The organism is Sphingobacterium sp. UBA2480 (assembly GCF_002341965.1).
GTDB classification, from domain to species: Bacteria; Bacteroidota; Bacteroidia; order Sphingobacteriales; family Sphingobacteriaceae; genus Sphingobacterium; species Sphingobacterium multivorum.
On sequence record NZ_DDPA01000001.1, the window covers coordinates 169,709 to 192,756 of the forward strand.

Sequence of the window (23,048 nt, forward strand, 5' to 3'; positions counted from 1 at the left end):
TAAGATAAATTTACGCTTATTTGCAAGTTTTAATTCCATACCATGGCTGTAATTTTTTAGTGCAGGAAAAGTTTTGGAAGTATCCTGTACAGATATTCTTCGAGAGCATTTGGAAAACTGCCGCTCAATGTCTTTCAAAAATCGAAATTTAATGTATTTTTATATGAAATCTAAGAAAACGATTAATTCATACGATGAGGAAAATTCTAACCATCCTAAGCTTTGTTTTTATTGTATTGGGGAATTGTTATGCCCAATCAAAACATTTACTTTTCAAGACTGATTTTGGCGATTTTAAAGTTGTACTTTATGATTATACCCCCAATCATCGCGATTTGATGTTGCGATCTATTCGGGATACGGTCTATCAAGGAGCATTGTTTAATCGCATTATCGAAAATTTTGTTGTGCAGGGCGGAGAGCATGATATCGATATTGAAAAACGTGAGGCGGCAGATCCTCTTCATAGAAAACCGCGATTGGCGGCAGAGTTCGATGACCGGGCGTATCATAAAATAGGTGCCTTGGGTGCAGGACGGGATGGAAACCCCGCAAAAGCATCTTTTTTGAATCAGATCTATTTCGTGGTCGGAAAGAAAATCACGGCAGCAGAACTGGATAGTCTGGAATTGAAGAAAGGGATAAAATATACTGCAGCACAACGTCAGGAGTACTTGGCTCGTGGCGGACAGCCAAGACTTGATCACGATTTTACCGTTTTTGGCGAGATTTATGAGGGATTAGAGGTGATCATGAAAATCAGTCGGGTAAAGACGGATAAACAAGATTTTCCACTTCATAATGTGCCTTTTAAGATTGTCGAAATAAGTAAATAAACTTAACAGTCGGAGCAATATTGATAAAAAAAGGGCAATTAAGCCCTTTTTCTATTTGCGGTGTTGATCAAATTCTTCTTTAAGCTTCTGATAACGCTCTTTCCACTCGTCTGGCAGCTTGCTCGGGATGTCTTTGAGACTTTTCAGCTGAAATGCAAAGACACAGGCTGCAAAGCCCACCGTACTTATGGCCATTCCGGTCCATATGACCAGCGAAAAACCTGCAAATAGCGGATTCCAAAGTAAGATAAAGCTGAAAATAATGCCTAAAATGGCAAATAATAAATTCCAGCCCCAAGATTTACTGCCGTAATTTTTGAGGTCAAAAGAAAAGGATAGCAACTGAAAGGATTTAAAGAGCGCATAAAAGCCTACAATAAACGCCAACGTGCTGGCTGAAAGCAACGGGTTGGCAATCAGTAATATGCCGAATAGGGTATAAAGAATCCCTCCGGTGAGGTACCAACCCCAACCGTCCACTTCATCTTTGTTCTGCACGGCAAAGATAATTTCCAAAATACCGGAAATAATAAATGACCATGAAAATAGAATCGCTAATGTAAGAAATGCGGCAACAGGTGTGTAAATGGTATAGAACCCCAAAAGAATTAATAGAATGCCGATAATCAATGGAATATACCAGTGCTTGATGGATGATCTGATTGTTTTAAAAAATGAATTTGCCATAATAATGAGTTAAGATGATGCAGTATTGTCGATAAAAAAGCCCCATTAATTACTTAATGAGGCCTTACATATATAAAACTGATTAAATTAGGCAAAAGGAAAATGTACTAGATCTTTCCAGTCTCTTTTAAAAGTTTGTAATATGCATACACAATATTGATTTCAGCATTTGTGTATTTCAATTCCGCTTCAAGTTTTGAGTTTGAAGCATCCATGATATCGACGATCAACGCCAATTGGTTCAAGTACTTTTTCTCAATAATACGATAGTTCTCATCTGCAAGAGCTTTATTGTACTCCAGCGTCTTGCGTTGTGAGTAGGCCTCATTGTATTTAATGTATGCAGTATTAACAGCGACGCTGGTTTTTTGTTTCAGAGCACTTGTGTATTTTTCGTTCTTTTCAATTTGTAGATCATTTAGTTTAAGCTTTTTTCCTGTCGTGTAGATGGAAGAAATCGTATAATTCAGGGAGATACCGGTATTCCAGGTATTCATATACTTGTCGATCACCGGCATCACATTGGTGATAGGTTTCACAAGACTGTTTCCCGCGAATAGGCTGAGGGCAGGGGATCGCTCTGATTTTGTAATAGCCTTTTCTGTCAGTAAAAGTTCGGTTTCCTTGGCCGCAAGCTGTAGACCGGGACTGGAAACGTAAGCGTCTTGTTTTAAGCTCGCGAGGTCTGCCAGCTGAAAGTTGCTGTTTAATAGTTTGTCATCCGGCTCAATTACTGTGCCCTCCGGTAGCCCTAATGCGACTATAAGCTCGTCATTCAGGATTTTCCGATTATTCTGAATCACCTCTTTGGCTAACTCCAACTCGGATATTTGCAATTGGTTGCGGATAACATCATTTTTGGTGATCATGCCCTGTTTATATAATTTTTCCGTCAGGTCCAGTCTCTTGTGCGCAAGCTCAATATTTTGATTGTAGACAGCTTCTTGATTTTTCAGTTTAAATAGATCAAGGTAATAGCCTAAAACCAAAATTTTAATGTTCTGTTCTTCATTCTTATGGTCCAATTCAGCCAGTTCTTCGCCCAGCGAGGATGCTTTGATGCTATTTTTTACGACACCGCCCTTCCAGATAAGTTCTTTCGCTTCCAATGCATAGTTGTTACCGAAATGGGGTAAAGGGACTTTTTCCGACCCCGAAAGGTCTTTGTCGATCAACGCAGCGTTGCCGAGGTAAAAAGCCGATGCTGAAGCACTGATTTCGGGAAGCCTTCTTAATTTTGCAACTTCCGTTTTTTGTTGGGCGATACTTACGGCCGACGCCGAAACAATAAGATTTGGGTGGTTATGGATAGCAAGTTCGAACAGTTTTTCAATTGATATTTTTCGGCTGTTTATGCTGTCTTGACCGTATGTTTGATTGCAAAAGAATGTAAAGAAGCATAACGTCAAGTAAAAACCTATTTTTCGGGCTCTTGACTTTGTATTCATGGTATTTAACTTTGTTTATATATGTGCTACAAAGTTAGCATGCCCTGGGGTGACAAGAAATGTTTGATTACTGCTTTATGATGTTCAATTGGTAACAAGATTTGCCTGTTGTTCACGAAATAGCTTAGGTGTTATGCCGACATGTTTTTTGAAAAACTTGCTAAAAGCATATTGATCTGAAAAATTAAACTCTTGTGAGATCTGGTTGATTGTTTTGGTAGAAATGGTGAGCTGCGCTCTAGCTTCTGTGACTAGCCAGTTACTGATAATTTCCGAGGGCGATTCTTGTGTAATCTCCTTGACGCTGATCGACAGGTATTTGATGGAAATGTGGAGGCGGTCGGCGTAGAATGCGAGATCGCGCTGCGCTTTGTAGTGATCAGCTATAAGCTGTAAAAAATGTACGGTAATTTCTTCCTTTCTCTTGTTGCGTGCCTTTCCGGAGCTTTCACCAGCAGTATAGATCACATCGGCCAAAAGGTAGATAATAGCCATAAAAATATTGATGTTGGCTTTTTGGAGAAAATCCTTCTTCGGGTCGATCGGTTTTTTACGATTGTTATGCAAAGTGCATAACAATGTCCAGATAGCTTCAAAATCGTTGGGGGCGGGAGTAAAAGGTGTGGAATGATAGGCATTGATTAACCGATACGCATCATATCGACTGATCGACAAGCGTATTCGGTTAGAAAAATTCCGGTCATAATGAAGGATTTTAAATATAGCATCGGTACTAATTGTTGTAAAGCTGTAGTACTTATTGTATCCGATAAAGAGGATACTGCCAGCTTGGAGATCGGTAAGCGTACCATTGCTATTGACCTGGATAGAGCCTCTATACAGCAGTATACAAGTCGTCCATAAGGGGTGATAGTAGTAGTCTTCTCCCTTCGCAGGAAGTTCCGATTGATCTATAAGTTCTATTTCATTCATTTTTATAATAAAAAAGTAAGGAATAGTGTAGGCAACTTTACCGCTATAATAGCAAAAAATTGTTATATCCTGTTTAGGAAAAAGGGACAATCAGTTTCTTTGGTACTGGAAGCTCAACAATATAAGATTGGAGGAGCAGCCCAAGAGCGACTCCATCAATCCTATATTATCACCTTTAAAAAGCGACTTTTTTAGGGTCCGATCCGGAAAACCCCATTTCAGGTAAATCGAGGATAGTTTTGATATCGCTTGCTGTCAGCTCAAAATCGTCGATCACTAAATTTCTTTTAATATTATCGGGATTGGTTGATTTTGGCAGCGGCAAGATACCCTGAGATAAAGCAAATTTGATACAGAGTTGTCCAACACTAGTATTCTTTTCCTTAGCCAAAGCAACGAGTGTTTCATCCTGTAATATTCTGCCCGAACCCAGGGGTGACCAAGCCTGAACAAGGATGTCATTGGATTGGCAGAGTGCCACAGTATCTTGCTGAAGGTAACCCGGATGAAATTCAATTTGGTTCACTGCAGGGATGATTGTCGCTGACTCCAATAATTTGGCGAGGTAGTCTTTGGGGAAATTACTCACGCCGATCGCTCTAACTTTCCCCTCTTTGTACAGCTGCTCAAAAGCCCGCCAGGTATCGGCGTTGATGTCAGACCAGTTTGCAAATTGCGTTTCGTTGGCAGGCCAATGAATCAGGTAAAGATCGAGGTAATCCAATTGTAGATCGCTGAGCGATTTTTCGAATGCAGCAATAGTCTTATCGTATCCACGCTCGGTATTCCAGAGTTTTGTTGTAATAAACAGCGAATTACGATCGATACCACTGTCTTTTATCGCTTTTCCAACACTTTTTTCGTTGCCATATATGGCCGCAGTATCAATATGTGTATATCCAGCGGCAAGTGCTTCTTTAACTGCCTGATAAGCTTCGTCGCCCTCAGGAATTTGCCAGGTTCCAAATCCAATTGCCGGAATTTCAATTCCATTGTTCAATTTGAATGTTTTCATTGTAAGTCGTGTTTTTATGTTGAGCTAAAATAGGATTTCGCCTGTAGTATCTGGTCACTGAAATGTCAAGAGGAAATACTTTTGGGTAGAGGAGGGGCGACTTATTCTGTATTGCCAAAATATATTTATTTTCACAATTTTATTGTCAAAAGGGGTGCAATTCCTCGTTAATTATGGCATTTATTCTTATCTTTAGGCGAATTTTTGAGAAATTCAGATTTTTCAATGATTTCACATAGCATTAAAAATTAAACATATTTCTAATAGATTACTATGTCAAACAAATCAAAAATTGTTTGGACAAAAACAGATGAAGCTCCTTTATTAGCGACTTATTCGTTTTTGCCTATCGTTCAAGCGATTACAGCTACAGCTGATATCGATGTTGAATTGAGAGATATCTCTTTAGCAGGCCGTATTCTTGCTAGCTTTCCAGAATTTTTAAAAGAAGATCAAAAAATTGCTGATGCATTGGCTGAGTTGGGTCAGTTGGCAACAACTCCTGAAGCAAACATCATTAAATTACCGAATATCTCCGCCTCGATTCCGCAGTTAAAAGGTGCTATCGCTGAATTACAGCAAGCAGGCTACGCTGTTCCAAACTATCCTGATGAAGCGACAACAGAAGAGGAAAAGTCAGCTAAAGCGAAATATGCCAAAGTATTGGGTTCTGCGGTAAATCCTGTATTACGTGAAGGAAACTCAGATCGCCGTGCGCCTAAAGCGGTTAAGAACTATGCAAAAGCAAACCCACATAAAATGGGTGCTTGGGCGAAAGATTCTAAAACAAAGGTTGCATCAATGACTTCAGGTGATTTCTATGGCTCAGAGCAGTCTGTAACCGTAGAAAATGAAGGCCAATTTAAAATTGAGTTTGTTGATGAGCAAGGTGCAGTAACAGAATTAAAAGGACTTTCGCCATTGAAAGCGGGTGAAGTTATTGATTCTTCAACGTTGAGTTTAACAGCATTGAAAGCTTTTGTAGCAGATGCTATCGCTGAAGCGAAAGCGGCAGGGGTATTGTTGTCTGCACATTTAAAGGCAACAATGATGAAAGTTTCTGATCCGATTATCTTTGGTGCTGTTGTTGAAACTTATTTTGCAGATGTTTTTGCGCAATATGGCGATTTATTCAAAGAGCTGGGTATCAATAAAAATAACGGCTTAGGTGAGGTTTATGCTAAAATCGCGGGCCATGCAAAAGAGGCTGAAGTGAAAGCTGCTATCGACGCTGCTATCGCAAACGGCCCTGCTTTAGCGATGGTAAATTCGGATAAAGGCATTACAAATTTCCACGTGCCTTCTGATGTTATTATTGACGCTTCTATGCCAGCAATGATCCGTATTGGTGGTAAAATGTGGAATAAAGACGGTCAAGAAGAAGATACTATTGCGATGGTTCCTGATCGTTGTTACGCTGGCGTTTACGAAGCTACAATTGAAGACTGTAAGGAGCATGGTGCCTTAGATCCTAAAACAATGGGTTCTGTGCCAAACGTAGGTTTGATGGCGCAAAAAGCTGAGGAATACGGATCTCATGATAAAACTTTTCAAGCTGCAGGAAACGGCGTTATTCGCGTGGTTGATGCTGCAGGAAATGTTTTCATGGAGCAAAAAGTGGAGACAGGTGATATCTTCCGTATGTGTCAAACGAAAGATGCACCAATTCAAGACTGGGTGAAATTGGCTGTGAATCGTGCTCGTTTATCTGAAACTCCAGCTATATTCTGGTTAGATGAAAACCGTGCACATGATAGAGAAATCATCAAAAAAGTAGAAAAATACCTGCCAAACTTTGATACAACTGGTTTGGATATTCGTATTTTATCTCCGATTGATGCGACGAAATTCTCTTTGGAACGTATTCGTAAGGGCGAGGATACCATTTCAGTAACTGGTAACGTGTTGCGTGATTATTTGACGGATTTATTCCCGATCTTAGAAGTGGGTACATCAGCTAAAATGTTGTCTATTGTTCCATTGATGAATGGTGGTGGTTTATTTGAAACAGGTGCTGGTGGTTCGGCTCCGAAACACGTAGAACAATTCCTTCAAGAGGGTTACTTGCGTTGGGATTCATTGGGTGAATTTTTGGCGCTTGGTGCTTCTTTGGAACACTTGTCTCAAACACAGAATAATCCAAAAGCGTTTGTATTGGCGGAGACCTTGGATGAAGCAACAGAAAAATTCTTAGCGAACGATAAATCTCCGGCACGTCGAGTTGGTCAGATTGATAATCGCGGATCACATTTCTATTTGACACTATACTGGACTCAGGCTTTGGCGGCACAGACAAAAGATGCTGAATTGGCAGAGAAATTTGCAACTGTTGCAACGGTGTTGACAGATAATGAAGCGAAAATCAATGAAGAACTGATCGCTGCACAAGGGCATGCACAAAACATCGGCGGTTACTATTTCCCGAATGATGAATTGGCAGCTAAGGCAATGCGTCCATCTGAAACATTAAATAATGCAATTTCTAGCATTTAAGCGGTAATTGTTTTCATAAAAAAAGAAGCCCAGTTCGATTGATCTGGGCTTCTTTTGTTGTTTGCAAAAACGAGTATTTTTGCTATTTTAATGGATACTTGACACCTGTAAAGGTCATCTTAACAGGTATGATATGTCCATTTTTGTCAAATTTCATTTCCTCGATACAGGTGACGCGCTCATTGGCCCCATCTTTGCCAAGCGGTCTACGGTGGTAGACGATAAAATACTTGTCTTTGTTGGGCACTTTGATGACTGAATGATGTCCGGCGCCAACAGCGACTTCGGGATCTCGTTCTAATATTGTCCCGATGCGCTCAAAAGGCCCAAATGGCGAATCGGCGATGGCATAAGCGACTTTGTAGTCGGGGCCTGTCCAACCGCCTTCCGACCACATGAAATAATATTTTCCATCTTTTATAAACATAAATGGTCCTTCAACGTAATCTTTAGGGGTGATTTCTTTGTAAAAGCTACCATCATCAAAAGGGAGCAAGCCGGTGAAATCTGGCTTGAGCTTCACCATATTGCAATGCTTCCAACCGCCGTAATACATGTAGAAAGTTCCGTCTTTATCTTTAAAAACAAACTGATCTATCGGTTGAGCGCCATTGATAATATCGTTGATTAAGGGTTTGCCCAATAGGTCGCTATAGGGACCTTCTGGCTTGTCGGCCACAGCGACCCCGATGCCTCCGATCTCGCCTTGATGTACATCATTGGCTCCGAAAAATAGGTAATATTTGCCTTTGTTTTCCAATACCGCTGGTGCCCACATAGCTTTTTTCGCCCATTTGACATTGCTGTTTTCCAAGATGCGGCTGTGTTTTGTCCAGTTGGCCAAGTCGGAAGATGAAAACGCGTCGAAGAATATCTGCTCTTCATAAGGTGCCGAATAGGTCGGGAATATCCAGTATTTATTGCCATAGATAATACCTTCAGGATCGGCATAGTTTCCCTTGATGACAGGGTTCTTCTGGGCAAAAAGTGTCGCGGTTAAAAGTAAGGCTGTTGATGTTAAAAATGTTTTAATCATTGTATCGGTTTAAACCTGTAAGATACAGGATAAATATGGATCGGAATGAGTCAAAATGAATCATTTTTATGCTCATTTATCTCATTATTTTTTGAAATGTTAAAATTTTGTTAAAATATTATTGTGCTTTCGATTGTTTCCGATTTATTTCACATATTTGTTTATGTCATTTCCAAATGGCATAAATACTTTTCATAAAATAGGTTAATAATATGGCTAAGATACCCAAAGTCTCCCAGACTTTGGGTGTTTTTTTATTCCCGCTCCAACCCAAAAATCATGACTAGTTTTCTGTCGTTGTATAAATTTAAGGTTTGTTCGGCTATGTCAAATTGAATTTGTTTTTGTTCAAAAATTTGGAAAAAGTCATTTTCGATATTTTGGCCATTGCAGGCACGCATGGTGCTTGCTAGGTGTATAAAGCTGATTTTGTCCCCTTTAATAGTGAAATTTCCCCAAAAATTGTTGCATCCCGTTGTTCCGGTAATCGTGCCATTTCGGGCATCGAACCCGATGCTTGCTTTGCTGTCGGTGACATCCTTTCCATTTAACTGAAGTAAATTCCATTTAAAACGAGCCAGAAATGCGGCCACACTGGGCAGTTCATCTGTACGTTCTTTTGAGACAACTTCAATTAAGCTGTATCTGATGGTGTCTGTATCTTTTTGTTTCGTTTGTTTTACCCGAATGCGGTAACGGTAGCCCTCTTGGTAATCGAAACCTTGAATGGTTGCAGCGAGGTATTCCCATTTATTTTTTTTATCAGATTTTATCTGCAGACACTTCAATTTACCAAGGTTCTGAGCATTTACGTAGTTTTCTCCAACTTCCCATGTGTCTACGGCCGTCTCTTCCGATAATGATTTTGTGATCGTTTTGGCTAAGCTGTATGTTGGACGTGAACCGTTTTGACGTTTGAGGATCTTGATGTCATATTCAAATTTGGGATCATAATCAAATTGGCGTATCTCGGTATTGAATTTCTCCCAATCTTTGCTGTTGTAGTACTTGACAAGATAGGGGGGTGTTTGTCGAAGACCTGATTTTACTTTTACACGAAATGAAGAATTCTGCGCGAGTAGGCTGTGACAAGGAAATAAGAGTGTTAAAAGAAGGAGTAATGAACTGTATGTGGAAAGCTTCTTCATAATTGGAATGTAAATATCAATAAAAACGTATCTTTAAACATGAATATTGCACGATTGAATCTGTGCCTGCTGTTTACATTTTCGCTGTTAAGTTTGCAGGTGTACAGCCAAAATAGGAAGGATTATTTTAAAACGCAAATTGCTCTTGGGGAACTGACTGATCCACAATTGAAGGAAGTGTCGGGTATTACACCGGCATATCAGGAGGGTAATTTTTGGGTACACAATGATAGTGGTGACGGTGCAACTATTTATTTAATTGATCGTCAGGCCAAACTACTGAAAAAATTTTCACTTGAAGGAGTCTCTGTCGTCGACTGTGAGGATATCGATCGGGTGAAAATTGGAGATACCTATTTTCTCGTCCTCGCGGACATCGGAAACAACGCCGGGAAAAGAACCTGGACATGCCTGTATGTATTTCCTGAGCCTCAGGCCGATGATCCCGGGCTTATTCCGAAGAAGTCCATTCGGGCTATCTTTCTTAAATTTCCTGGCCAGCAACGGTTAGATGCCGAATCGATTATGATTGATCCAATTGACAACATGTTGTATGTTATATCTAAACGTGAATTTCGATCGACTGTTTATGGCGCCGAAGTATTTACAAATGTTAAACAGCAATATTTTACCTTAAATAGGATAGCAGAGCTGCCATTTACTTTTGCTACGGCTTCTGCTATAGATCAGACAGGTACACAACTGCTTGTAAAGAATATTACCCATATTTTCTATTGGCAGAGAAACCGAAGTGAATCCTGGAAGCAGGTATTGCAACGAAAGCCAGCTATTCTGCCTTATCAGGTAGAGCCGCAGGGGGAAGCAATAGCTTTCGATAGCAATGGAACTGGATTTTATACAATTAGCGAGCGTCCATTTGGTTTAAAATCCTATCTTTATTTCTTTGAAAGAAATCAATACATTTATGATAAACACTAGACCTATTTTCAGTTATTCGATGCATAATTTTCATCAAACCGATCCTATCAAAAGCGGCCTATTTTGTCTGGCCGGTATTAGACAGCTGTTAATTGCATTCACTTTATTTTTATGCACCCTCACGAACTCCTATGCTGCAAAAGTGGATACTCTTTCCATTCAGAGCCCGTCCATGGGTAAAGCAATTAAGACAGTCGTAATTCTTCCGCAAAATTACTCGAGCAAAATCAATTATCCCGTCCTTTACCTATTGCATGGTTATTCCGGTAATTATAGCAATTGGGTTAAAAATTCAAGTGTAAGCGCATTGGCAGATCAGTATGGTTATATGGTGGTTTGTCCCGATGGCGGTTTTGGAAGCTGGTATTGGGACATCGCGAACGATAAAAACTACCAATATGAAACCTTTGTGTCCAAAGAGCTGATCGATTATGTAGATCAGCATTATTCAACGATCAAAGATCGGAGCGGAAGGGCTATTACGGGGTTAAGTATGGGTGGGCATGGCGCGCTCTCGCTGGCCATAAAACATCAGGATAGCTATGGCGCTGCAGGAAGTACGGCCGGTGGGGTAGATTTTAGACCTTTCCCCCTAAATTGGGAAATTAAAGATCGCATCGGGAATTATGCTGATGTACCGCAAGAATGGGATAATCGTGTTGTTATGAATATGGTTCCCAAATTAATCAATAATAAACTTCGCTTAATCATCGATTGCGGTAAGGAAGATTTTTTCTACACGGTGAATGTTGCGCTGCATGATAAATTGATGTACCATAATATAAATCATACCTTTGTTACAAGTGAAGGTGGACACAATTGGGAGTACTGGTCTCGGTCAATTGTTTATCAAATGGCTTTTTTTAAGGGATATTTTGATCAAGCGAAGAAAAGTGAAAAGAAAAATGGATAAATATTTGGCATAAATGAATAAAATGCTATTTTTGTTAAACAGAGACCTTAACTAACAAATTATAAACTTATTATTAAGCCTTACAAATTGTAAGGCTTTTTTATTATTTTCAGCAAAATTTTGACTTCACTTGATTATGTTTAAACCTATAAAGGTTGTTTTTTGTCTTTCTTCCATTTTGTTCTGCGCGCAGCAAGCGTATAGTCAACAGTCTAAATCTATTTCGGGGTTTGTTAGGGACAGTATCAGCGGTGAGAATATTATTGGTGCCGTGATAAGAAACGATGCGGAGAAAAAATCCACTGCGTCAAATAAATATGGTTTTTTTAGCTTGTCTGTCCGTGATGGCAGCAAAGGGATAGAAGTATCGTCGGTAGGCTATCGAACAAAAGGATTTTCTGTTTATCTGGATAAGGACTCCACTTATATTATTCAGTTGGTACCTGAGGAAAATCAGCTCGCCGAGGTTACCGTGACCGGAAATAGGCGCAAATCAATAAAGGATCTAACGCCTGGGCTTACGCAGTTTAGCCCTAAAGAAATCGAAAAAGTCCCTGTACTATTTGGAGAAAAAGATATTCTCAAGACCATACAGCTATTTCCAGGAGTAACCAGTGGTGGGGAAGGAAGCAGCAATTTTTATGTGCGTGGTGGTGGTGGCGACCAAAACCTGATTTTGCTGGATGAGGCTCCTGTCTATAACAGTTCCCATCTGTTCGGTTTTTTCTCGACCTTTAATTCCGATGCGATCAAAGACGTTAATTTCTACAAGGGTGGGGTTCCGGCTCAATATGGGGGTAAAATTTCGTCGGTTATGGAAATAACCACCTTGGATGGAAACAATCAGCACTTCAACGTAGAAGGTGGCTTGGGACTTATCGCCTCGCGTCTTAAATTGGAAGGACCTATTCAAAAAGGCAAGAGCTCATTTATGATCTCCGGCAGACGTACTTATGCGGATCTTTTCTTAAAACTTTCAAGTGATGAGAATATTAAGAAGAGTGCGCTCTTTTTTTATGACCTCAATGCAAAGTTTAATTATCGCATCAATGATAAGAATACACTTTACTTGTCTGGATATTTCGGTAAGGATGCAATGGCTTATCATGATTTGTTTGATTTCAATTGGGGAAATGCGACTGGAACCATGCGTTGGAACCATGTCTGGAGCAATAGGTTGTTTAGCAATACTACGCTTATTTTTAGTAAATTCAATTATCAGGTTAAGATTGAGGATGATAATAACTTTAAGATCCGCTCAGATATCTTTAATTACAATTTTAAGCAAGATTTTCAGTACAATCTTTCGGACCGTCACAATCTAAAATTTGGATTGCAGGCAGCCCTGCAGGAAATCCGACCGGCAAGTATCGAAGCGGGGGAAGATTCGAAGGTGAATTCATTGCAAATTCAACATCGTAAGGGTGTTGATGTTGCTGCATATCTAACCGATGACTGGTCAGTTACCGACCGTTTAAAATTAAACTTTGGACTGAGAGCATCCGCTTACGCAGCATTGGGACCGGGAACATTTTATACTTTCGATCCTGCTGGCGAGGCCGTGGATTCTACCTATGTAGGAAATGGCAAGTTGGGTAAAAAGTACGTCTATCTGGAGCCTCGCATTTCCTTAAACTACGCGATCAATGATTTGACAACGGTAAAGGCTTCGTTTAATACCAATGTTCAGTATTTGCATCAACTGAGTAATACGACCAGCAGCCTTCCTACCGATCAATATGTACTGAGCAATAATACAATTAAGCCGCAGTTATCCAATCAGTATTCGCTGGGTTACTTTCGGAATTTTGCATCCAACAGATATGAATTCTCTGTTGAAGGTTATTATCGAGATTTAAAGAACCAGATTGACTATAGGAATGGCGCCGATCTACAGGCAAATGAATTGCTGGAAGGGGAATTGCTGTTTGGAAAAGGTAGAGCGTACGGCATTGAATGGTTTCTGAAAAAGAGACTGGGGCGATTTAGCGGCTGGCTGAGTTATACTTTATCCAAAAGTGAGCGCCAATTTGAACAGATCAATGATGGTGCGTGGTTTAGTGCGCGGCAGGATAAAACCCATAATATAGCCATTGTGGCGCAGTATCAGTTAAATCCGAAGTGGAGTTTGAGCGCCAATTTTGTCTACTATACAGGTGACGCCGTAACGATGCCCGCGGGGAAATATTTTGTTGACGATCGTACGATCTTCTATTACGATAAAAGAAATGGGCAGCGGATGCCAGCTTATCACCGCCTGGATTTGGCAGCAACTTATGATATTAAGCGAACAAAGAATAGCTACTCGAGCTTGTCGTTTGGTCTCTACAATGCCTATAACCGAAAAAATGCCTATTTGATCGACTTTAGAGAAAAAGAAGGACAATCCAATGTCACCGAGATTTATCGGATAGCATTATTTGGAGCGATACCATCGATTACGTGGAATTTTAAATTTTAGCAAAGTATGAAGAAGATATTAGGAGTTATAGCTGTTGCATTATTTACTTTAGGGAGCTGCGAAGACAAAATAGATTTGGAACTGCCCGAAAATACAGGTCAATTGGTTATCACCGCAGATTTGATGGTTTCGGATCAACAGCATGAGATTAGTATACAGCAGGTTGTAAGTATTAAAGACTCGCTGTTTTCTCCGATAACAGATGCAGAAGTGATCGTTAAGAATATGCAAAATAATCGCACTTATACGTTTCAAGCGGGGGCTGACGGGCTGTATACCAATAAGACATTACGGTTACAGGAGAAGGTCACTTACCAGTTGCAGGTAAAGACCGCTGATGGAAGGGAGATCCAAGGGGTATCAAAGGTTCCCAGCTATGTGGATGTGGATTCTATAGGGCTTTCACAGCGCATTATTTTTACTGATACCATTTATTATCCAACTCTCGTATTTGTTGACCCCCCGGAAAAAGGGAATTATTATAAGTATAAGATGTCGGTGAATGGAGGTAAACTACGTTTTATTGATGTCTTTAACGATAAGTATAACAATGGCTTAGAGGTGCAGCATGATATTGTCGACCGCGATAGAGATTTGAAAGTTGGTGATCGTGTGCGTATCCTACGTCAATGTATCGATGTAGGCGCTTACAATTACTGGAATAGTTTTCAAATGATTAATCCTGGTTCGGCTTCGCCATCTAATCCGATTTCAAATTTAAGCAACAATGCATTGGGGTATTTCAGTGTCAGTGTAGGTAAATATTATGAATCTGAGGTGACGTTTGCTAGAAGTAAACCTTAATCTATTCTCGAAAGCTGATAGTTATTTTTTAATAGAAATTCTATTGTTTTAGGGAGAACATATTCGACACGGGGAATGGCTTTGATATTATCATGAAAAATAATAACAGAGCCATTTTTAATATTGGGCAAAACGTTTTCGAGGCATTTCTGGGGACTTAAATTCGGATCAAAATCACCCGACATAATATCCCACATGATCACACGGTATTTTTTATAGAGTTGACGGAGTTGGGATTTTGTTGCTCGGGCATAAGGCGGGCGAAAAAGGTCGGTTTGGGTCAGTTCCTGGCATTTTGCAACATTTGCCAAATACTGCTCATCATTTGTCTCCCAGCCTTTGAGGTGATTGTAAGTATGGTTGCCCACCTGATGTCCTTCCGCTAAAATTCGTTGAAACAAATGTGGATTTTTTTTAATATTTTCACCAACACAAAAAAATGTTGCCTTCACCTGATATTTTTTTAGGATATCGAGTATAAAAGGTGTAATTTCAGGAATTGGACCATCGTCAAAAGTAAGATAGACTTTTTTTTCATGACGTGGCATGTTCCATATTGATTTGGGATATAGCCATCTAAGGAAAAATGGAGATTTGACAAAATACATAACCGATAAATGAAGTTCAAATCTAAAAAAAAATGTATGGTTCTACATATGGACATGAAAAGATTTTATTATTCTGCAGTAGTATTTACTGGGTTATTTCTTGGAACTAATGTTTTAGTTCAAGCCCAACAGGTTGTGGGGGTGGCCGAGGCCATTCGTATGACATTGGAACGGAACGTACAGATAAAGCAAGCGGCCCTGAACAAAGATCTTGCTGAGCAGGACCTGTTTCAGGCAAAAAGTAATTTGTTGCCAAACCTGAGTGCTACTGTGGATCAAAGTTTCCGTTATGGTTTTGGTTTCGATTTAACTTCTGGACGAATCGTTAATAACACTTGGACAAAAGGAACCAGTGGCTCCGTGGGATCTAGTGTCAACTTATTTCAGGGTTTTCAGCAGGTCAATCAGATCAAAGCGAATAAATTGCAACTGGAGTCTACAGCGACTCAGGTAGATAAGATCAAGAATGATCTCGTGCTCAATGTGTTGGTGAATTATTTGGAAGCAATAACCAATCATGAGATGATGGTTGCCAGTGAAGATCAGATTGCTTTATCAAAGCAACAATTTTCTTTGGACTCCATCCAATTTGCAGTTGGTAATAAAACAATTGCCGATCTTGCTAAGTCAAAAAATCAGGTTGCCACAAATGAACTGAACAAAGTTAATCTAAAAAATTCATACGAAATGTCTTTGTTGACCTTGAAGCAGTTGATGGAAATGCCTCCTGAAACCGTTATTTCTTTGGAACGCCCGAGTCTGGAAGCCATATTGGTTCATGCAGTGGATAAGAATGCCGTGGATGTTTACCAAAAAGCGCTCACCTTACAGCCCGATATTCACAAATCTGCATTGGATAAAGAGGTGGCATTGAAACAAATCGATATCGCGAAGGGAGGCTATTATCCTACACTCAATCTGAATGTGAGTTATGGAACGAATTACTCCTCTGCAACGACAAGACAAACCGATCCCTTAGATCCTGCAACTCTTTTTAGAGTGCCCTTTGGCCAGCAGGTATCGGATAATAAGTCATTTTTCACAGGTTTATCTCTTGCTATTCCTATTTTTTCGAGAAATCAGAATAAAGTGAATGTGGCCAAGGCAAAGATTGGTTTGAAACAGGCGGAGGCATCCGAGCAGTTGGCAAAAAATAACTTAAACAAGGCCGTTAATCAGGCTGTATTGGATGTGAATGCGGCCAAACAACGCTATAGCTCGGCTACTGTAGCATTTGAAAGTGCTGAAACAGCATTCAAGGCAACAAAGGAGCGTTATGATATTGGTATGGCGAATTCACTGGAATTGTTTACAGCTCAAACAGAACGAAATAAGGCCGAATTTGACCTTATTCAAGCAAAATATAACGTAATATTCAGATCGAAGATCATCGATTATTACCTTGGAAATCCAATTCAATTCGATAACAATTAATCTATTTGAACTAACAAAAGAAATGGCAAAGAAAAAACGTAGCATTGGAAAAATTATACTGATCATCGTAGTGCTCTTGGTGGTCCTTGGCTTCATAGGTTTTAAAGCTGGCTGGTTTGGAAAGGGAGAGATTACTAAAGTCGCTGTGGATGTCGTAAAGGAGGCCGATGTCGATGAATTAGTTTCTGCGAGTGGGAAGATTCAGCCTGAGGTGGAGGTTAAGTTGAGTTCGGAGGTATCTGGAGAGGTTGTTGAGCTTAACATTAAAGAAGGTGATTTTGTTAAAAAAGGACAGGTGCTCTGTCGCATTAAACCTGATATTTTGCAGTCTGGTTATGATCGTTCGGTTGCGGCAATGAATTCACAGCGGGCCAATCTCGCAGCTGCACAACAGCAATTAAAACAACAAGAAGAAAACTTCAAAAATGTTGCCGCTACCTATAAACGGAATCAGGAGCTTTTCGAAAAACGTGTTATTTCTGCTTCAGAAATGGATAAAAGTTCTGCCGAATATTTTGCTGCACAGGCTTCTATCCAAGCACAAAGGGAAACGGTACGTTCGACAAAATATGGCATTGACCAATCACAAGCGTCAGTAAAAGAAGCACAGGATAATTTGAATCGGACGACAATCTACGCACCCTCAGATGGTATCATCTCGCTCTTGTCTATCGAAAAGGGAGAGCGTGTTGTTGGAACGGCGCAGATGGCAGGTACAGAAATTATGCGTATAGCCAATATGAGCTCGATGGAGGTTAATGTCGATGTAAATGAAAATGATATTAATAATGTAAGGGTAGGGAATCAAGCTGAGATCGAAGTCGATGCTTTTAAGGATAGGAAGTTTAAAGGTGTTGTGACGGAAATTGCTAGCTCGTCTAAAAATATAGCAACAACAACGACGACGACATCATCGACAGATCAGGTAACAAATTTTAATGTAAAAGTGCGCATCAGTGCAGAATCGTATCAGGACTTGATGAAAGAGAACGTTGCATCGCCATTTAAGCCAGGGCTTTCAGCAACCGTTCAGATATTTACAAAACATGATAAAGGGCTGGTTGTTCCGATTCAATCGGTAACTGTGCGTTCTGATGATAAAGATTCTACCAATACAAATAAGAAAGTAGATGAGTATGTATTTGTCCTAAAAGATAAAACTGTTAAGCAGGTGTTGGTAAAGACCGGTATTCAGGATGATAAAAATATCATCGTTACCTCAGGGCTGAAAAAAGGGGATGAAGTGGTCTCTCGGCCATTTGATGCTATTTCAAAAACTTTAAAGGATGGTAGCCAAGTTGAAAAAGTGGACAAGTCAAAGTTATAAATCTCTTTGTAGATAATAATTAATAAAAAGGGAATTGTTTTTAATAATTCCCTTTTTATTTTCCTTATAATTTATTAAATTTAGATATCCCAATTTTTAGCGGCTTATGAAGAGGCTATTGGCTTATTTTAAATTTAATAAAACAGAACAAAATGGGTTTTTCATTATTTTGGTAATCATTGTGTTGTTTGTGACGATCTATGCTTTGATTAAAAGCAATACGCGCGATCCAATTCCCAATCAGGCCAAGTTATTTGAACAATCCTTTCATGACTCTCTTGAGGTCTCTGGTCCGGTAAACAAACAGGAGGTCGAGGCAACCTATTCGACTAAAGACAAAAGTGCGGGGGCAATATCTGAACATTCGGTTTTGGAAGAGACCAAACTATTCTATTTTGATCCAAACAATTTACCACACGCTGATTGGCATAAGTTGGGGCTTTCTGATAAACAGATTGCGGTCCTGAAAAACTATGAAAAAAAAGGTGGAAGGTTTAGAGTAAAAACCGATCTGAAGAAAATTTACTCGATCAATGGCCGACTTTACAACAGATTAGAGCCCTACATTCAAATCAAAACAATGCCTGATTCAGCGCGAACAAAACAACAAAATAAAGCGCCTTTGCTTTACGATAAGTTTGAAAGAAATAAAGCCGAGCTTATCGATATTAATACCTGTGATACCACAGCATTAATCAGTCTTAAAGGGATAGGTTCGGTTCTATCCAAACGCATTTTGAAATATAAAGAGGTTCTTGGTGGGTTCTACCGCATAGAACAATTAAAGGAGGTTTATGGAGTTACAGCCGAGACCTATGACCAGATTAAAGACTATATTGTTGTAGCCAATTTAGATGGAATCAAAAAAATCAATATTAATAAGCTTGATGCAAATTCATTGGCCAAACATCCGTATCTTAGCCCTAAAGATGCGAAACTAATCGTCAATTATAGGGATCAGCATGGAAGTTATGTCAATATTGAGGACTTGACAAAAATAGGAACACTTTCAGATCTGGCGATTGCGAAGATTGCGCCTTATTTAATATTTGAGAATGATTCAAGATAAATTGAAACTGGAAATCCGGGATATTGTGGATTTTCCTAAACCTGGTATTGTCTTTAAAGATATTACCCCTTTGTTGAAAGATGCGGCATTGTGTAGCGAAATGGTTGATGCGATTATTGATCAATTGCAAGGCATAGAGATAGATGCTATTGCTGGAATTGAGAGTCGGGGTTTTCTATTTGGATTTTTACTTGCCAATAGGCTGGGCTTGCCTTTTATTCCAATCCGAAAACAAGGTAAATTGCCTTTTAAAACCGTATCTGAATCCTATGCACTGGAATACGGCCAGGCAACCATTGAAATCCATGAAGATGCTTTTGAAAAAGGAAGCCGTATATTGGTTCACGACGACCTTTTAGCGACAGGGGGTACCGTCGTTGCCGCCAGTAAACTTATTGAACGACTTGGTGGGGAGATTGTCGCCTACAGTTTTATTATCTCTTTGGATTTCCTTAAAGCGAAAGGACGGTTATCTAGGTTCAGTGATAATATCTTTTCATTGGTAAGTTATTAATTTTGAAATATACGATTTAGAGCAATTCACATGATACTTTTTGCAAACGCTAAACTAAATATTGGGCTGCAAGTCATTGCCAAGCGTACGGATGGTTATCATGAACTGAATAGCGTTTTCTATCCACTTCCGATTTACGATATTATCGAATTATTGGAAACGACTGCTGCGGAGACAACACTAAACATTCAAGGGGAACGTATCCCAGGGAATCTCCATGATAACCTTTGTATAAGAGCTTTTGAATTGTTGAAAAAAGATTATGGCATTCCACCCGTTTCCATTGATTTGGTCAAACAAATTCCGATTGGAGCAGGATTAGGCGGCGGTTCTGCGGACGCGTCTTTTGTTTTGAAAGGACTCAATACGCTCTTTCAATTGAATCTTACTGAAGAGCAGCTGGCGGGATACGCCGCAAAGCTAGGTGCCGATTGTCCTTTTTTTATCGCAAATAATCCTGTTTTTGCAACAGGTATTGGGACAGATTTTAAAGACTTAAATCTAAATCTGGATGGCTACCATCTTGTGGTAATTATGCCTAATATTCATATTTCTACGGCTGAGGCTTTTGCTGCTGTGCAACCTAAGGCACCCGAAGTTAATTTGGAAGAAGCGATTCGTTTGCCCATCCAAGAGTGGAAGTTTCATATTCGAAATGATTTTGAGGATGGTATTTTCGAAAGTTACCCCTTGTTGAAAGAAATCAAAGAAACTTTATATCAAAAAGGAGCAATTTACGCTTCTATGTCAGGGTCCGGAGCAGCCATTTATGGTATATTTTGGGAAAAGACAGATTTAAGCGAACTTGCGAAATATGGCAAGATCTATCATCCGACCAAGCTTTAGAAGTAATATCGACTACTGAAAAAGGTGTTATGTATAGCTGTCCAAACAGGTATACATAACACCTTTTTTTATAATTAATATTCTTCTTCCACCTGATAGTTGATGAGTTCGCGAGCCTCGTTTAAGACCTTTTCTTTCCGTTCTTTTGTTAAGTTTAGGAGATCCAATTTCTCGGGATTACTCACGATATCTTTTACCAAAATAAGTTGATTTTTGAGCAGTTGCTGTTCCTCAAGGTCGGAAAGAGTTGTGAGACAAGTGACCGGATAGAAAACAGCTTTGTCTACTCTCTTTTTGATGCTATTTTCTTTTGGATAATCCCAAGAAAGCAAGTTGATATGATAGTATTTGGCAAAATCAATCGAGTCGGAGGTGAAGTATGCATTGGTAATCAGCCAGCCTTCTTGAAACTGCAGCTGTTTTCCAAAAAACTGATAATTGATATTGCTGATATCTTTGAATCTTGAAAGATAATACATGGGCGTCGTTACGGATATTTTTGCGTCAATATCGTTTCGAAATTTGCATTCGGCGGTGATCAGTTTACCGTCCTTATAGGCTACAACATCCAATTCATGGGAAACGGCATGTCCCTGTACGGTCTGTCCGGTGGTGCTTTCATATCCGATGGATCGCAGAAGGTGGGCAATGTATTTTTCGAAGTAGAAACCTTCGGGGCCAAGTTCACGCAGGGCTTTCTTAAGGCTGTAGCGAGCGGCGTAAGAATTTCGCACAGTTTTTAACGTATCAAAGGCCAGCTGATAGAGTTCTCTTGTTGAAATCCCATCATATATTTCGTTGAGTACCTTATCGTAGACCTGATTGACCTGGTCAGCATTGGCACCGGAACGAGAAAGCGAATGGCGTAGCGATTCACCATTAAAAGGTACCAATTCACCAGAATATTTTTTGATTTGCATGTATCTCTAATTTGTTAAATACGAATATAAGAGATGTCGTCGGAGAAACAACATAAAAAACTATTATTCTATTCCTAAACTTTTTTAGGACACCATTTGTTTATAACATGTACGATAAATAAAATGGAGATAATTATGAGTAACCTACTAAACTTTGCATTTGATAAGATAAAAACAAAGATCGAAGACGATTGTATCGAAGAAAATATTGGCACCTCTGAGCGTGTTCTGTCGGTGATTGCCGGCGGATTCATATTGGGCTTGGGTGTTAAAAAACTTTTTAAATCACCACTGACTGGATTATCAGGATTGACCCTTGGCGGAGCGCTGATCTATCGCGGCGTAACTGGTCATTGTGATGTTAAGAAAGTGCTGGAAGATAAGGATATCAAAAAAGTAGAGGTGATTGAACACCGCTATTTTGTTAAATAACACAAAAAAAAAGGCCAGTACATTTCATGTACTGGCCTTTTTTTGTATTTATCTGTTTGAACAGGTGGGAATGATTATACATTAAAACGGAAGTGCATGATATCGCCATCTTGGACAATATATGTTTTTCCTTCCACTGATAATTTTCCAGCTTCTTTTACTGCATTTTCGGAGCCAAGCGTGACGAAATCGTCATACTTGATTACTTCAGCGCGGATAAACCCTTTTTCGAAATCTGTGTGGATTACACCTGCAGCCTGAGGGGCTGTAAATCCGTTCTCAATCGTCCAAGCGCGAACTTCCTGTACACCAGCGGTAAAATAAGTCGCCAAATTTAAAAGCGAATATGCAGCGCGGATGAGCTTATGTACGCCAGATTCTTCAAGACCCAAGTCGTCTAAAAACATCTTGCGTTCTTCGTAGCTTTCCAGTTGGGCAATTTCAGATTCGATCTGTGCTGAGATAATCAATACTTCCGCTTTTTCATCCTTCACGGCTTCCTTAACACGCTCTACGTAGGCGTTGCCTGTATTAACAGAACCTTCATCTACATTACATACATAAAGTACAGGTTTAGCCGTTAACAAGGCTAAATCCTGGATAAACTCAAAATCTTCAGCTTCAATCGCTGCTGTACGGGCGGATTTTCCAGCTTCAAGATGATCTTTGACGATTGATAGGATGTCAAACGTTCTTTTTGCATCTTTATCGCCGCCTGTTTTAGCCATTTTTTCTACCTTCTGGATACGTTTTACTACAGTGTCCAAATCTTTAAGCTGCAATTCGGTGTCAATGATTTCTTTATCTCTGATTGGGTCTACCGAACCATCTACGTGGATCACGTTCCCATCGTCAAAACATCTTAAAACGTGAATAATAGCATTTGTTGTACGAATATTTCCTAAGAATTGATTGCCTAAGCCTTCACCTTTTGAAGCTCCTTTCACAAGACCGGCGATGTCGACAATCTCGATGGTGTTTGGAACAATTCGTTGCGGGTTGACTAATTCAGCTAATTTATTGAGACGGGCATCCGGTACGGTAATTACCCCAACATTTGGTTCAATTGTACAAAATGGAAAGTTAGCCGCTTGCGCTTTCGCGTTCGACAAACAGTTAAATAATGTTGATTTACCGACGTTTGGTAAACCTACGATACCGCATTGTAAAGCCATATATAGTGCA

At 39.7% G+C, this 23,048-nt stretch carries 21 protein-coding genes; 12 read left to right on the forward strand and 9 right to left on the reverse strand.

The genetic code is table 11. The features are described from left to right. Positions 1 to 194 precede the first annotated feature (194 nt). Positions 195 to 836 (forward strand): peptidylprolyl isomerase, encoded by a 642-nt coding sequence (locus B3600_RS00775; protein ID WP_115048508.1) that lies wholly within the window; start codon positions 195 to 197, stop codon positions 834 to 836. 51 nt (positions 837 to 887) lie between these two features. Here the strand turns inward: B3600_RS00775 and B3600_RS00780 are convergent, their stop codons facing one another. The 4 genes from B3600_RS00780 to B3600_RS00795 all read right to left on the reverse strand — a co-directional run bounded on the left by B3600_RS00780 (position 888) and on the right by B3600_RS00795 (position 4,919). After that, positions 888 to 1,523, reverse strand: a complete 636-nt coding sequence (locus B3600_RS00780; RefSeq protein WP_046676237.1) for an HdeD family acid-resistance protein — start codon at positions 1,521 to 1,523, stop codon at positions 888 to 890. Between the two features lie 107 nt (positions 1,524 to 1,630). Continuing rightward, a complete protein-coding gene (locus B3600_RS00785) occupies positions 1,631 to 2,971 on the reverse strand; it encodes a TolC family protein (RefSeq protein WP_286751777.1) in 1,341 nt (446 codons plus the stop codon). 84 nt (positions 2,972 to 3,055) lie between these two features. After that, on the reverse strand, positions 3,056 to 3,904 hold the full coding sequence (locus B3600_RS00790) for a helix-turn-helix domain-containing protein (protein ID WP_286751778.1): 849 nt from the start codon (positions 3,902 to 3,904) through the stop codon (positions 3,056 to 3,058). A 175-nt stretch (positions 3,905 to 4,079) separates the two neighbouring features. Continuing rightward, positions 4,080 to 4,919: an aldo/keto reductase gene (locus tag B3600_RS00795; RefSeq protein ID WP_115048514.1), complete on the reverse strand. Its 840-nt coding sequence runs from the start codon at positions 4,917 to 4,919 to the stop codon at positions 4,080 to 4,082. A gap of 273 nt (positions 4,920 to 5,192) precedes the next feature. Between B3600_RS00795 and B3600_RS00800 the strand changes: the two genes are divergently transcribed. Then, positions 5,193 to 7,412, forward strand: coding sequence for an NADP-dependent isocitrate dehydrogenase (locus B3600_RS00800; RefSeq protein WP_286751779.1), 2,220 nt, complete (start codon positions 5,193 to 5,195; stop codon positions 7,410 to 7,412). 82 nt (positions 7,413 to 7,494) lie between these two features. On the opposite strand, the gene B3600_RS00805 is transcribed toward B3600_RS00800, so the two are convergent. Then, entirely contained in the window at positions 7,495 to 8,448 is a 954-nt protein-coding gene (locus tag B3600_RS00805) for a glycoside hydrolase family 43 protein (protein ID WP_115048517.1), read from the reverse strand. A 254-nt stretch (positions 8,449 to 8,702) separates the two neighbouring features. Continuing rightward, positions 8,703 to 9,596 (reverse strand): DUF4377 domain-containing protein, encoded by an 894-nt coding sequence (locus B3600_RS00810; RefSeq protein ID WP_112374684.1) that lies wholly within the window; start codon positions 9,594 to 9,596, stop codon positions 8,703 to 8,705. Positions 9,597 to 9,635: 39 nt separating this feature from the next. Between B3600_RS00810 and B3600_RS00815 the strand changes: the two genes are divergently transcribed. From B3600_RS00815 to B3600_RS00830, 4 genes are all read left to right on the forward strand, one after another. Then, positions 9,636 to 10,535 (forward strand): hypothetical protein, encoded by a 900-nt coding sequence (locus B3600_RS00815; protein ID WP_115048521.1) that lies wholly within the window; start codon positions 9,636 to 9,638, stop codon positions 10,533 to 10,535. Continuing rightward, positions 10,522 to 11,448: an alpha/beta hydrolase gene (locus B3600_RS00820; protein ID WP_312523349.1), complete on the forward strand. Its 927-nt coding sequence runs from the start codon at positions 10,522 to 10,524 to the stop codon at positions 11,446 to 11,448. Before B3600_RS00815 ends, B3600_RS00820 begins: the two co-directional genes overlap by 14 nt. A gap of 136 nt (positions 11,449 to 11,584) precedes the next feature. Beyond that, on the forward strand, positions 11,585 to 13,909 hold the full coding sequence (locus B3600_RS00825) for a TonB-dependent receptor (RefSeq protein ID WP_286751780.1): 2,325 nt from the start codon (positions 11,585 to 11,587) through the stop codon (positions 13,907 to 13,909). A 6-nt stretch (positions 13,910 to 13,915) separates the two neighbouring features. Further along, the gene (locus tag B3600_RS00830; protein ID WP_112374687.1) at positions 13,916 to 14,713 is read left to right on the forward strand and encodes a DUF4249 family protein; all 798 of its coding nucleotides are present in this window, start codon (positions 13,916 to 13,918) and stop codon (positions 14,711 to 14,713) included. On the opposite strand, the gene B3600_RS00835 is transcribed toward B3600_RS00830, so the two are convergent. Continuing rightward, positions 14,710 to 15,261 (reverse strand): polysaccharide deacetylase family protein, encoded by a 552-nt coding sequence (locus B3600_RS00835; RefSeq protein ID WP_376746068.1) that lies wholly within the window; start codon positions 15,259 to 15,261, stop codon positions 14,710 to 14,712. The two genes, B3600_RS00830 and B3600_RS00835, sit on opposite strands and share 4 nt — an antisense overlap. 114 nt (positions 15,262 to 15,375) lie before the next feature. Between B3600_RS00835 and B3600_RS00840 the strand changes: the two genes are divergently transcribed. From B3600_RS00840 to ispE, 5 genes are all read left to right on the forward strand, one after another. Beyond that, a complete protein-coding gene (locus B3600_RS00840; protein ID WP_159332923.1) occupies positions 15,376 to 16,755 on the forward strand; it encodes a TolC family protein in 1,380 nt (459 codons plus the stop codon). Positions 16,756 to 16,777: 22 nt separating this feature from the next. After that, positions 16,778 to 18,082: an efflux RND transporter periplasmic adaptor subunit gene (locus tag B3600_RS00845; protein ID WP_112374833.1), complete on the forward strand. Its 1,305-nt coding sequence runs from the start codon at positions 16,778 to 16,780 to the stop codon at positions 18,080 to 18,082. Between the two features lie 106 nt (positions 18,083 to 18,188). Continuing rightward, positions 18,189 to 19,151: a helix-hairpin-helix domain-containing protein gene (locus B3600_RS00850; protein WP_070560859.1), complete on the forward strand. Its 963-nt coding sequence runs from the start codon at positions 18,189 to 18,191 to the stop codon at positions 19,149 to 19,151. Next, on the forward strand, positions 19,138 to 19,665 hold the full coding sequence (locus B3600_RS00855) for an adenine phosphoribosyltransferase (RefSeq protein ID WP_046676245.1): 528 nt from the start codon (positions 19,138 to 19,140) through the stop codon (positions 19,663 to 19,665). Before B3600_RS00850 ends, B3600_RS00855 begins: the two co-directional genes overlap by 14 nt. Before the next feature lie 30 nt (positions 19,666 to 19,695). Continuing rightward, positions 19,696 to 20,511 carry a 4-(cytidine 5'-diphospho)-2-C-methyl-D-erythritol kinase gene (ispE, locus tag B3600_RS00860; protein ID WP_286751781.1) on the forward strand — a complete coding sequence of 272 codons (816 nt, stop codon included), beginning with the start codon at positions 19,696 to 19,698 and terminating at the stop codon, positions 20,509 to 20,511. Between the two features lie 74 nt (positions 20,512 to 20,585). Here ispE and B3600_RS00865 read toward each other — a convergent pair whose 3' ends face one another. Then, on the reverse strand, positions 20,586 to 21,431 hold the full coding sequence (locus B3600_RS00865) for an ATP cone domain-containing protein (protein ID WP_046676247.1): 846 nt from the start codon (positions 21,429 to 21,431) through the stop codon (positions 20,586 to 20,588). Positions 21,432 to 21,566: 135 nt separating this feature from the next. Between B3600_RS00865 and B3600_RS00870 the strand changes: the two genes are divergently transcribed. Continuing rightward, a complete protein-coding gene (locus B3600_RS00870) occupies positions 21,567 to 21,863 on the forward strand; it encodes a YgaP family membrane protein (protein ID WP_046676248.1) in 297 nt (98 codons plus the stop codon). Positions 21,864 to 21,937: 74 nt separating this feature from the next. Here the strand turns inward: B3600_RS00870 and ychF are convergent, their stop codons facing one another. After that, positions 21,938 to 23,038, reverse strand: a complete 1,101-nt coding sequence (gene ychF / locus B3600_RS00875; RefSeq protein WP_112374692.1) for a redox-regulated ATPase YchF — start codon at positions 23,036 to 23,038, stop codon at positions 21,938 to 21,940. Between the last annotated feature and the right edge of the window lie 10 nt (positions 23,039 to 23,048).